Annotated in this window: 11 protein-coding genes and 1 pseudogene; 7 read left to right on the top strand and 5 right to left on the bottom strand. The window is 39.2% G+C overall.

Features of this window, described 5'->3' with window-relative positions; translation table 11 throughout:
• Positions 1-32: 32 nt before the first annotated feature.
• From tnpC (K1T76_RS05490) to K1T76_RS05470, 5 genes are all read left to right on the top strand, one after another.
• On the top strand, positions 33-1,679 hold the full coding sequence (gene tnpC / locus K1T76_RS05490; RefSeq protein ID WP_230243708.1) for an IS66 family transposase: 1,647 nt from the start codon (positions 33-35) through the stop codon (positions 1,677-1,679).
• Between the two features lie 125 nt (positions 1,680-1,804).
• Positions 1,805-2,188, top strand: a complete 384-nt coding sequence (tnpA, locus tag K1T76_RS05485) for an IS66-like element accessory protein TnpA (protein WP_004691518.1) — start codon at positions 1,805-1,807, stop codon at positions 2,186-2,188.
• Positions 2,185-2,520 carry an IS66 family insertion sequence element accessory protein TnpB gene (gene tnpB / locus K1T76_RS05480; RefSeq protein ID WP_171489061.1) on the top strand — a complete coding sequence of 112 codons (336 nt, stop codon included), beginning with the start codon at positions 2,185-2,187 and terminating at the stop codon, positions 2,518-2,520. The genes tnpA and tnpB overlap by 4 nt, the downstream gene beginning before the upstream one ends.
• A gap of 74 nt (positions 2,521-2,594) precedes the next feature.
• Positions 2,595-4,244 (top strand): IS66 family transposase, encoded by a 1,650-nt coding sequence (gene tnpC / locus K1T76_RS05475; protein WP_230244487.1) that lies wholly within the window; start codon positions 2,595-2,597, stop codon positions 4,242-4,244.
• Positions 4,208-7,069 carry a tyrosine-type recombinase/integrase gene (locus K1T76_RS05470; RefSeq protein WP_442780694.1) on the top strand — a complete coding sequence of 954 codons (2,862 nt, stop codon included), beginning with the start codon at positions 4,208-4,210 and terminating at the stop codon, positions 7,067-7,069. The genes tnpC (K1T76_RS05475) and K1T76_RS05470 overlap by 37 nt, the downstream gene beginning before the upstream one ends.
• Before the next feature lie 7 nt (positions 7,070-7,076).
• Here the strand turns inward: K1T76_RS05470 and K1T76_RS05465 are convergent, their stop codons facing one another.
• From K1T76_RS05465 to K1T76_RS05455, 3 genes and pseudogenes are all read right to left on the bottom strand, one after another.
• Positions 7,077-7,616: an IS630 family transposase gene (locus K1T76_RS05465; protein WP_230245628.1), complete on the bottom strand. Its 540-nt coding sequence runs from the start codon at positions 7,614-7,616 to the stop codon at positions 7,077-7,079.
• A 16-nt stretch (positions 7,617-7,632) separates the two neighbouring features.
• Positions 7,633-8,089 (bottom strand): annotated as a pseudogene (locus tag K1T76_RS05460) (helix-turn-helix domain-containing protein).
• Between the two features lie 52 nt (positions 8,090-8,141).
• Complete coding sequence (locus tag K1T76_RS05455) at positions 8,142-8,468, bottom strand: WbqC family protein (protein WP_230244476.1); 327 nt, start codon at positions 8,466-8,468, stop codon at positions 8,142-8,144.
• Between the two features lie 147 nt (positions 8,469-8,615).
• Between K1T76_RS05455 and K1T76_RS05450 the strand changes: the two genes are divergently transcribed.
• Complete coding sequence (locus K1T76_RS05450; RefSeq protein ID WP_043972788.1) at positions 8,616-8,942, top strand: helix-turn-helix domain-containing protein; 327 nt, start codon at positions 8,616-8,618, stop codon at positions 8,940-8,942.
• Positions 8,943-9,139: 197 nt separating this feature from the next.
• Here the strand turns inward: K1T76_RS05450 and K1T76_RS05445 are convergent, their stop codons facing one another.
• Positions 9,140-9,451, bottom strand: coding sequence for a helix-turn-helix transcriptional regulator (locus K1T76_RS05445; protein ID WP_230244475.1), 312 nt, complete (start codon positions 9,449-9,451; stop codon positions 9,140-9,142).
• Between the two features lie 410 nt (positions 9,452-9,861).
• Positions 9,862-11,061 carry a tyrosine-type recombinase/integrase gene (locus tag K1T76_RS05440; RefSeq protein WP_043972784.1) on the bottom strand — a complete coding sequence of 400 codons (1,200 nt, stop codon included), beginning with the start codon at positions 11,059-11,061 and terminating at the stop codon, positions 9,862-9,864.
• Positions 11,062-11,452: 391 nt separating this feature from the next.
• Between K1T76_RS05440 and K1T76_RS05435 the strand changes: the two genes are divergently transcribed.
• Positions 11,453-12,721 (top strand): tyrosine-type recombinase/integrase, encoded by a 1,269-nt coding sequence (locus tag K1T76_RS05435; protein WP_208011794.1) that lies wholly within the window; start codon positions 11,453-11,455, stop codon positions 12,719-12,721.
• Positions 12,722-12,798: the final 77 nt, after the last annotated feature.

Below are 12,798 nucleotides of genomic sequence, written 5' to 3'. Positions count from 1 at the left end.
ATTCTTCTCATGACCTCAGGCATACTGCGGTCATGAATACGCTGCCTGATTTAAGCCAACTGACCCATGAACAACTGCTGGAATTTACCAGACAGTTGGCAATGCAGCATCAGTCTCTGGCACAATCAAATCAAGAATTAGAAAAATCAAACCAACAATTAGATACCAAAGTTCAGCATCTTGAAGTATCCAATCAGCAATTAGATGCTCAAGTTCAACATCTTTCCATTCTCAATCAAAAATACGAGCATGAACTTGCGCTGTTTAAAAAGCACAAATTCGGCAGTAAAAACGAACATCTCACTGCAAAACAAATCCACCTGTGGGATGAAGCGGTTGAAGAAGATATTGCCGCGGTTGATCTAGAACTGGAACGGCTGAATGCAGATAAAACCGATGCAGTGACACACAAAGCCAAAACCAATAAACCTAAACGTCGACCACTGCCAGATCATCTACACACCATCCGTATTGAGCATGAACCTGCATCAACCCAATGTGCTTGTGGCTGCCAACTTCGTCGTATCGGCGAAGATGTCAGTGAAAAACTGCATTTCAGACCGGCACAGTTCTATAAGGAACAGCATGTGCGTGGTAAATGGGTCTGTGATCAGTGTGACACCCTGACTCAGCAAGCGATGCCCGCCTATGTGATTGATAAAGGCATTGCTTCACCTGAACTGCTCAGCCATGTTTTGGTATCGAAATATGCCGATCATTTGCCGCTGTACCGTCAACGTCTGATCTATCAGCGGGCGGGAATCGAACTTTCTAGATCAACTTTATCTGACTGGATAGGTCGCTGCGGTGTAGAACTGGAACCTCTGGCCAATGCCTTAAAAGAGGTGGTACTACAACAGCAGGTGCTGCATGCAGATGAAACACCGGTCACCATCATGCGGATGGGTGAGAATGATAAAAAACCGAAGAAAGGTTATGTCTGGGCCTATGCCACTACACAGTACAATCCAGTTCAGGCGGTGATCTATGACTTTCAGGATAGTCGTTCAGGCCAGCATGCTGCAGAGTTCTTGAAAGGCTGGCAGGGCCATCTGGTCTGTGATGATTACAGTGGTTATAAAGCACGCTTTAAATCAGGCCAGGTCATAGAGGTGGGCTGCATGGCCCATGCACGTCGTAAATTCCATGAACTGCATGTGACCGGGAAAAGTCAGGTCGCTGAACAGGCCTTAGTGCTGATTCAGAAACTGTATGCGATAGAAGCAGAACTCAGGAAAAAGACCGATGGTACAGCGGAAGACCGCCGCGAATACCGACAACAGCATAGTCAACCGGTGATGCAACAACTGTATGAATGGCTTAACCAACATCAACTGACTGTGCCATCGAGTTCTCCAACCGCCAAGGCCATCAATTACACTCTGAAGCGTTGGCCAGCTTTAAGCCGCTATCTGGATGATGGCAATCTACCTATAGATAATAATTGGGTGGAAAACCAGATGCGACCTTGGGCGTTGGGACGTAAGAATTGGCTATTTGCAGGTTCGCTGCGCAGCGGTCAGCGAGCAGCCAATATCATGACATTAATCCAGTCAGCAAAGCTGAATGGGCTGGATCCGTATGCCTATTTAAGTGATGTTCTGAAAAGGTTGCCGACACATAAAGTGACCCAAATAGAAGAATTACTGCCACACCGCTGGAAATCCGACCAAAATTAAAAAATAGGTATGGGATTCAGCGGACGCTTACAAAGAGCGGTAAGCGTCCGCTGAACACACCTTATGAATTCATCCTATAAGCCTTAATTTAGTCCCCACTTAAAAACAAGTGGGGACTAAAATTTATGACTACAAATCACCAGACATCCATCGCATCTCTTGCGAAAAAACGAAGAACATACAGTGCTGAATTTAAACAGCAGATCGTTCAGGCTTGTAAAGCACCGGACGTTTCAATTGCTTCAGTCGCTTTGCAACATGGATTGAATACAAATCTTGTATCCAAATGGATTCGCTTAATTGATGCTAAGCCAGGGAATGATCGCTCACCACTACCGAATAAACCTGCATTTATTGCCTTATCTTGCTCTGCACCATTAGATCCTACTCCTACTGACATGTTAACGGTTCAAATTACTTTACCCCACTCAAAAGCAGAAATTGGCTTGAAATGGCAAGTATCAGAAATATCTGCTTTAGCAGAATTACTCAAGGCACTTGCAACATGATCCGCATTGATGAAATCTGGCTTTCTACCCAACCTCTGGATATGCGAGCAGGGATGGATACGGTCATGGCGCAGATTATGAAAGCCTTTGGCTACATTAAACCGCATTGCGCCTACCTGTTCTGTAATAAACGTGGCCATCGCATGAAAGTGCTGGTACATGATGGACTGGGCATCTGGCTGTGTGCCCGGCGGTTGGAACAGGGCAAATTTCACTGGGCTAAAGTTCACCAGGGTGAAAGCGTAGCCCTCAGCCCGGAACAGTTACAGGCACTGATCCAGGGTTTGCCTTGGCAGCGCATTGGACGACAGCAGGTGGTGACGATGCTTTAAACCAGGCTGTTCCATTCTGCTATTCTCCAAACGTTCTATTTCATTCTTCTCATGACCTCAGGCATACTGCGGTCATGAATACGCTGCCTGACTTAAGCCAACTGACCCATGAACAACTGCTGGAATTCACCAGGCAGTTGGCGATGCAGCATCAGTCTCTGGCACAATCAAATCAAGAATTAGAAAAATCAAACCAGCAATTAGATGCCAGAGTTCAACATCTTGAAGTCACCAATCAGCAATTAGATTCTAAAGTTCAACATCTTTCTATTCTCAATCAAAAATACGAGCATGAACTCGCACTATTTAAACAGCACAAATTCGGCAGTAAAAACGAACATCTCACTGCAAAACAAATCCACCTGTGGGATGAAGCGGTTGAAGAAGATATTGCCGCGGTTGATCTAGAACTGGAACGGCTAAATGCAGATAAAACCGATGCAGTGACACAGAAAGCCAAAACCAATAAACCTAAACGTCGACCACTGCCAGATCATCTACACACCATCCGTATTGAGCATGAACCTGCATCAACCCAATGTTGTGCTTGTGGCTGCCAACTCCGTCGTATCGGCGAAGATGTCAGTGAAAAACTGCATTTCAGACCGGCACAGTTCTATAAGGAACAGCATGTGCGTGGTAAATGGGTCTGTGATCAGTGTGACACTCTGACTCAGCAAGCGATGCCCGCCTATGTGATTGATAAAGGCATTGCTTCACCTGAACTGCTCAGCCATGTTTTGGTATCGAAATATGCCGATCATTTGCCGCTGTACCGTCAACGTCTGATCTATCAGCGGGCGGGAATCGAACTTTCTAGATCAACTTTATCTGACTGGATAGGTCGCTGCGGTGTAGAACTGGAACCTCTGGCCAATGCCTTAAAAGAGGTGGTACTACAACAGCAGGTGCTGCATGCAGATGAAACACCGGTCACCATCATGCGGATGGGTGAGAATGATAAAAAACCGAAGAAAGGTTATGTCTGGGCCTATGCCACTACACAGTACAATCCAGTTCAGGCGGTGATCTATGACTTTCAGGATAGTCGTTCAGGCCAGCATGCTGAAGAGTTCTTGAAAGGCTGGCAGGGCCATCTGGTCTGTGATGATTACAGTGGTTATAAAGCACGCTTTAAATCAGGCCAGGTCATAGAGGTGGGCTGCATGGCCCATGCACGTCGTAAATTCCATGAACTGCATGTGACCGGGAAAAGTCAGGTCGCTGAACAGGCCTTAGTGCTGATTCAGAAACTGTATGCGATAGAAGCAGAACTCAGGAAAAAGACCGATGGTACAGCGGAAGACCGCCGCGAATACCGACAACAGCATAGTCAACCGGTGATGCAACAACTGTATGAATGGCTTAACCAACATCAACTGACTGTGCCATCGAGTTCTCCAACCGCCAAGGCCATCAATTACACTCTGAAGCGTTGGCCAGCTTTAAGCCGCTATCTGGATGATGGCAATCTACCTATAGATAATAATTGGGTGGAAAACCAGATGCGACCTTGGGCGTTGGGACGTAAGAATTGGCTATTTGCAGGTTCGCTGCGCAGCGGTCAGCGAGCAGCCAATATCATGACATTAATCCAGTCAGCAAAGCTGAATGGGCTGGATCCGTATGCCTATTTAAGTGATGTTCTGAAAAGGTTGCCGACACATAAAGTGACCCAAATAGAAGAATTACTGCCACACCGCTGGAAATCCGACCAAAATTAAAAAATAGGTATGGGATTCAGCGGACGCTTACTACAGACTTACCATTACCCACACAGCATCTCGTTTCTATTCAACGCACACCATTATTATTCAATGAATCGTGGCTAGATGGTTCAAAATTCGTAGTACAGCTCAAAGAAAAGCTTTTAAGATATTGGTACACGGCAGATGATTTTACAGCGGATGAAAGTATAGGAAATATCCTGATCTGCGCAATCCTGTATGGCGGAATCTCTAATCTTTCCAGCCTAGAAGCTTTGTTAGAACATTTAAAAGAACAAGGCCCGATTTATCAAATTCAACAAATACAAATACCCCTCATCTTTCTAGAACCTCAATCGCCGCAATATGGTGATTTATATGATCCTAAACAAACCTTAAGGAAATCTCGAAATTTTGTACCAGACCGGCTAACACAGCTCTGGATTACTCGATTTAAGACACAATTAATAGATATTCAATACGATTGCTATACTTATATCCGTTACATTTTTAATGCCTTAGAGCTTTCTTTTAACCAGAAGAAATTTAATCAGCTTTTACAAACCTCCAGTCATTCATTTATGCAACTAGACAAGGTCAAATTAAGCCCTGCGCTTGCACAGTGTTTAACTGAAGAAATAGAAAGCTGTGGCTTAAGTCCAAGTGCTTTTAAACGCTATCTCTCACCTCAGCTAATACTTGACCACTCCGATCAAACTGAAGAACCACAGCCCCAAAATATCAACAACAGAGTAAAAGAGGAAAAATTACACACTGAAGATCCTCTTGAGGCACTTACTGCTTTGCATAAACAAATTTTGACGTTCTTTAAAAATAGGCATAAGACTACCTCGGATCTATGTAACCTGCTGCACAGCCAACATGCCTATCTTCCAGAAAATGCGAAACGGCTTGGGCTTTGGCTATTTAGCTTATTTCGTCCGACTACAGAAGATATTAAGCAAATCACAGAGCTTTATCAGCTCGATCAAAACAAGTACTTGCACTATATCGCTCAACAACAAAAAATTCGCCATTCCTCAATTTATAGCTATTACACCAAGTTAGCAGAGACATGGTTACTACATAGCACTGACTTTATAGAAGAATCCAATCTCAACGACCATCTAGACGTGATCTACAACCGCATGTTAAACGGCGTCGGTAAATCTAAATCACAGAAATTCGCCCTCTTAAAACGATTCCATCAATTTCAAGAAATGCTATTCAATGCTGAATCATTTCCACTGCAGACCGAAGGTCAAGATTTCAGCTCACCAAAAGCTGAAATCATCTCAGGAAAAACCTTCAAACATCTACTCGTTCAGCTTGCACACTATCAAAACTCACGTTATACGGTACATGATTTAGAAATGTTAAGTATCGTATATACGATAGCTTTTCGCACAGGGATGCGCATTAATGAAATACTCGGCATGCGAATCAAGGATGTTGAAGGTATTCAAGCCAGTTCAATGTGGATACGTCCATATCGTGCAAAGCATCAACAACATTTACTTAAAACAGATAGTGCTGAACGCAATCTCAACGTTCAAATTCTACTAACTCAAGAGGAGCATCTTAAATTTCAACATTACTGTCAAGTACGGCGCCGTGCTTATAGGCCCAGTCAATACTTGTTCACGATGTGGAACAGTACTGAACGCCTTAAACCTAATATGGTGACACTTCCTTTTCAACGCATCCTAGATGCAATATTGCCTGGTCATCGTTATTCTTTTCATTCTTTACGGCATACTGCAGCGAATAACCTCGCTATAATTTTGACTATGGACTACGAGTTTGTAGTTGCATTCACGGACTATTCAAACGATCATTACAACCTCATCAGAAGTCATCTATTACGCTCTAAAGCACCACAAGACAGCTGGTATTTAATTGCGCACCTGCTCGGTCATATTGAACCAAACGAGACCTTCCGAAGCTATATCCATCTCAGCTATGTGATGGCAGGTTTTCAATTACGTCAATTTGATCTGATGCTTTCCACCCAAATTATTCAAAAAATCTGTCCAACTTTAATAACGCCGTTGAAACATGCTCAAGAGATCCACCTCAGTAGTTTTGACACTCAAATGCTTCAAGCGACTCATGTAATACCATTAGGCATAGATAAACAATCAAGTATGCCAATCAATAAAAAAGAAATTCAGCAAAAACCTACTGATGATTGCATCTATGGTACTGCTCGATCAGAATATCCGTCTGCACTGATCATAAAAATACTCAAAGCATTAGATCAATCTTATACACCTGAGCTTCTGTCTCAAAAGTATGACTTTCCAATTAAGACACTCATGCTGTGGCAACAAAATATACTTAAGCTCAAACAACTCAAAAATCGCAAGAACCGGCCTCGCTTCATTATTGATGCTGATAAATCACAACGCATACTTCCACATATTGAAACAATGGAAGAAAAAATAGTCTTAGAATATTTTTTTAAACAGCTCAACCAGCATAGTTATAATGATATCCATATATTAAATGCACTAGCTATTTTTGAAATGAAGGCTAACATTTCACACGCGGGATTAATCTTTAACAGTGCTGAAGTAAGACTAGCAAATCGATTTTTGACAGGTATTTATTCTTTATTTCCAGCAAAATATTGGCAGATCGCTCTACCCCTTAAAATCTCACAAGATAAGCTTACTGAAAAACTGCAGATTAAATCAATACCTTACCGAATGAACAGCAGTTTAAGTAATGCTTTTAAGCTTGAGCTAGTATCCCAAAACAATGGAAAGGCACTAACCGTCTTACGCTATTGCATGTTGGTTTTACTGATCCTATGTACGCCGTCGCAACCTAGATCATAAGCTGTCATTAAAAAGTAAACATGTATTCTTTTCCGAATTGGTTTGATACTCTCTCCACCCATTGCTCTATTTTATCAGCTGTCATGACTTGAAAATCTCGCCAATAATATTTCATCTGCTTCCATACCATCTCGATTCGATTTAACTCAGGGCTATAAGCTGGAATAAAATACAAATTCGTCGAAAAGTTACTTTTAAGTAGCTCTCTGTAATCAGCCATCTTTTTACTTCTATGAATCGAGGCATTATCAACAATAAGAACCAATCGAAGGTTATAAGTCTGTTTTACTTGTTGAGCTATTCCAGTTAAATAGGCATAAAACCAAGTGCTTGTAACTGACTCTTGTAAACAACTTGTCACCAGTTTCCCCGTTGAAAGCAAACACCCCATGACATTAACTCGTTTTAATCTTATTGCATCAACCGCATGAACATCACCTATCTTTGTCCATGCATAGCGGTTATCAGGTGTAGATGAAAACCCTGTTTCATCAACATAACCTAATATAATTTCACCACGTGCCGCTTGCTCTCGTAATTTTTCAATCTGCTGTGTTGCTTGTTCAAATGCAATCGGATCTCTTTTTTTTCAAGCTATGACGGGTACGCTTGAAGACCATACCTGAATCACGTAAAAACTTACGAATGGTTTCAACAGACACGGACACTTCGTATTCTTCATGTAGTTTGACTCGGATTTGTTCTGCATTGAGTGGACTTGTATTGACCCAATCTAGGATTTTCGCCTGATAGTCTGAGATCAATGTATTGGTACCGACCTGAGCGATGACCTTCTTTAATCGATTCAAACTCATACAATTCCCAACGTCGGCGTTGTAGCCTTATGGTTTCTGGGATACGTTCTTGTAGAGTGGCAACTTCCGCAACACTTTTACCTTCAGAAAGCCAGAGAATAGTTTGGGCACGTTGTCTTTCACGCCAATGTTTTGCATGCTTGGCCAGAAAAATGAGTCGTTCTCGCTGTTCTAAACTAAGTGGTACAGAAACAATTCGAGGCATGTGTGAACATCTGTTAACTAAAAAAACTTTTTCGCATGATTAGTTATTTTTGTCAACTTAGCTGATCTGGCTGATAACCTGAAAACTCATAAAAGTCATGCAACAATTGAGCATAGACATCTGAAAAATTTATTAAGCTTTCTGGTTGTAAACCATAATGGTCAAAATAGCGATCATCAATGAAATAAGCTAATCCTATGTGCGTGTTGAGATAAGTTGATACGCCCAGTTGCCGACAAAAGTCAGGATTATATTGCAACTGTAATTGCGTATTACAAATAATTTTTGAGGCTACAATTTTAGCTACATTGCGAATATTGAGATGGCGAATACTAGGATGCATCGATGTCAAAATTCGACTCGAAGAATAATCCATCATGATCGTTTGGCCTTCAATTGATTTAGATTTTTATCAAGTAATGATTTAGTTGCTTCTCGTTTTACAATTAAGCATCTAAACTATGTCTATATTTATATAAAAACATGACCAAAACGTCAAGTTTTTATTGTCTATTTGGCGGTAATAATGACACTTGAATTAGACTCGAATGAATTTAAGATTCGATTGAAAGAAGTCAGAAAGATACGAAAGCTGACACAGCAAGAACTTGCTGAAAAAACGGGAATACCCGTAACCTCTATTGCGCATTTTGAGTCGGGCTCACGTAAACCCTCATTAGAAAATTTTTATAAACTCATTGTCGCACTTAATGTATCAGCCGATTACATCTTGGGACGCCGTGAAAAAATGAGTACCTCAGAGATTGATCCTATTACTAATGCTTTACAGGAATTACCAGAGTTGGAACGCAAAATGATTGAGAAATTTATTATTTCTTTAGGCTCTGACTAGAGACAACCATGCATATATGAATCAGACAAAAAAAAGACCTAAAAATTAAAAAACCACCTAACGTGGTTTTTTTTTTCAAGGATCAAAATAGCTTTTTCCTCGTGAAATATTTTTTTAAAAGTAAATTCACATCATGGTTTTATAAAATTACCCCTTGAGCCTTTCTCCTTTATCCAAACGTTCCCATATAAGCCAATTTATTGTTTCCTACTAACAGAAGACCTATTCTTTTTCTGTATTTCATACCAATTCAACACCTCCGTATAATCAAAGTAGTTATGCGCTTTTTCACCATCTGCAAGCTTAAAAGGTCGTGGAAAATCGGGATTCTTTGCGATCAAAAAGTTTAGTCCCGTCCTCGACAAGCCTAATTTTTTTGCTACATCATTAAACTTTAAAGCTAACGCTTTATTTTCCTGAATCATAGTTGATTGTGGTGTATTCATTTCCAACATAAATATTTTTTCAAAAAAAGAAAAAATCATATCAGAAAAAAAATATTTTTCCAATAGTGTCAATTCGTTAAATTTAGTTCAAAAATCAGAATGAAATTCATTCATGTACCAATTGAAAATCTCATCAACATCAAAATACATCACTGCTTGTCGAGTATCTCGATCTCTCATGGGTTTTGGAAAGTTAGGAACAGCATTTTGAATTTTGATAAGTTGCTGACGATTAATCTGTAAAATTTTGCACAATATGCTACTTGAACATCGCCACACATTTTCTTCACGGAGTTTCATTAAAATCGGATTTATTTGACTATGAGGGTTTAGTAAAGTTTTCATCAATTTATTAAAACAGTTAAAACCCATTAATCTACACATATTAGAAAAATCACATCTTCAATAATCCCGTTTCGCAAAAAAAAAGCCGAAAATAAAATTTCAGCTTTTAAAATTATAACAAGAACACTTTAATCAAACATTCTTACTCCGCAGATCGAATCCAAGTGGTCAGCCCAAAATTGCATAACATCCACCCTTTCTCTTAAGTGAGCACCTTTATCATATGCACCTTTCACACCTGCTTTTTGATGAGACAATGCTGATTCAATCACTTGTTCTTTATCGCTAAAAATATCATTTAAAAAAGTACTCGCAATGTGGCGAAATCCATGAGGATTCTGCTTCCCAGTATACCCCATTCTTTTCAATGCTGAAGTGAAGGTCACGTCAGATATAAATTTTTCATTTGAATTACTTCTTGATGGAAACAAATATTCATTGCCATCCCCTGAAATCTCTTTTAATCGAAGCAATAATTTAATTGCTTGCTTCGGTAACGGTATCGCATGAGCTACTCTTCTTTTCATCAGATCAGCAGGTCTAAGCCATACTCTTGTTTCAAAATTAAATTGATCCCAACGTGCAGCTCTCAACTCACCAGGTCTAGGAAACAACACCAAGAGCAATTCGAGTCCAATGCTAGTAGTTTCAGAGCGATAATTACGGATTGCATTAACAAGATCGGGAAGTTCATCCATTACGACATGTTTCATTGAGCCTGAAGTATGATTTACTAGCCCTTTTCGTACTCTTGCGAGAGGGTTATAGCTAATTAAATTATCATCAATTGCATAATCATAAGCATTACGACAATACGAAATTAATTTTTCAAGTCTATTGAATATCCCTTCATTTAATTGTTTTTCTCTGAAAAATTCTTTCCATTCAGATGCGGAAATTTCTTTAAATAAACGGTGACCAAATACTGGCAATATATGCTTTTCTATCGACTGATACTCTTTCTTATAGGTTTTATCAGTCCATACACCTTTTTTCGTATTCATCCATTTAATCAGTAAATTACCAAACAATAGGTTCTCTTGTTGTTTAGCTTCCAATAATTTCTCATTTTTAGTTTTTAAAATGAGTTCACCATTTTGATACTTAATAGCCAACGAGCGTGCTTCTTTGACTGAGATTGCTGGGTAGCTTCCCAACCCAAGCCATGTCCACTTACCAACCGTACTCTTAAATCTTAACTGCCATGACTTTTTGCCTGTTACACCAACTTTTAAATACAGACCTGAAATATCTGAAACTCTGTACTCAGATTCTTTTGCTTTTAATGCTGCATATTGTGTATCTGTAAGTAATTTAGATTTAGCCATAAAATTTTGATTTTCCTAGATTAAACTAGGCTCCTGTATCCTGAGTTCTATTTTTTATACAGGATACAAGCCAGGATACAAATAGGGTGTTTTTATACGAGTACACCTGAGTATTCTTAAGACATAAAAAAACCCTTAACTCTTTTAGAATTAAGGGTTTAAGTATGTATTTTACAATATAAACACATGAATTTGGTGGGCCCAGACAGACTTGAACTGTCGACCAACGGATTATGAGTCCGTTAATATAAAGATTAAAAATCAAAAAGATATAACTATTAAATTAATATTATCATATACTTATTTAATTTACAAAGTTTACTATTCACTCTTTTTGTTGATTAATATATATTGATTTTGCTTACTACTTGCTTACCAGACGCTTACTAGAATGAAACTAACAAAACCCACAATTGATAAAATTGATTGCTCAGACCAAACTAAACCAACTTTCTTTTGGGATGAGAAAACACCTGGATTTGGTGTTAAAGTTACACCTAAAAATAATAAAAGCTACATTTTCCAAGGTCGTATTGGTCTTCAAAACCGTCGTATCAAAATTGGTGACGTTGATATATGGAAATTAGATGATGCTCGTAAATATGCACAAGAATTGGCGATTATGTGCCACAAAGGGATTGACCCATTAATCGAGCGTAAGAAAGCTTTAGCTGATAATAAAGAACTGCTAAAACAAGAAAAGCGTAAAACTATTAAATTTAAAGATGTATGGTTTGAATATTTAAAAGCAAGACAACCTAATTGGCGACCAAGAAGCTATCAGGATCATATCGAATTATCTAGAGGTGGTTACGATCCTGAAAAAAATAGTGTTTACGCTAATCAACCCATTTTTCAACTGTTTGAGTACAAACTTTCTGAATTAACTGCAGATGTATTATGCGATTGGCTTGATCACAATGACTTCCGTCCAACAACATCAGCTAAAGCATACAGACTTACACGAGCTTTCCTGAATTGGTGTGAGGAACACGAGGATTATGAAAACTTAGTGCCTCCAAAATCATACAACTCAAAAAAAGTTAAAGATAAAGTCCCTTCCCCAAAAGCCAAGAATGATTGTTTGATGAAACAGCATCTAAAACCATGGTTTGAAGAGGTAAATAAGTTAACTAATAGAAAAATAGCGATTTTTTTGATATGTAGTTTAATCACTGGTTGCAGAAAGAATGAGCTGCTTTCATTAAAATGGACAGATGTCGATTTTCGTTGGAAAACAGCAAAAGTCAGAGATAAAATTGAAGATGAAGGTCGCCTAATCCCTTTGACGGCATATGTTGAAAGCCTATTTTTAGAACTAAGGAAAAATTCTGATTCTAAATTCATATTTAGCAGTAAGGGTGCTGAATGTGGTCATATTGTCAATCCTTACGATAGCTTAGAGAAAATATGTAAAAAACTAAATATTGAACTTACACCCCATGGATTGAGAAGGTCATATAAAACATTAGCTATATGGGCAAAAATCAATGAAGGATCTTTAGCACAGATATCAGGTCATAAACCAAGTGCATTAGTTGAAAGACACTATATCGTACGACCTATGGATATGCTACGAGAAACACTGCAAGAATATGAGGACTGGATTTTGCAACAAGTGCGAAATGGCATTAATGAGAGTGTAAATAATTCTGTGTAAATACAGTTTTAAAGATACTTGGTTACACGCTATTCAAACGAGGGCGTTCAAAATTCTGGAGACTGTAAATTAAATTG

This window comes from Acinetobacter sp. PW68 (assembly GCF_020982655.1).
GTDB lineage: Bacteria > Pseudomonadota > Gammaproteobacteria > Pseudomonadales > Moraxellaceae > Acinetobacter > Acinetobacter towneri_A.
This window is presented reverse-complemented; position numbering and strand designations above follow the sequence as displayed.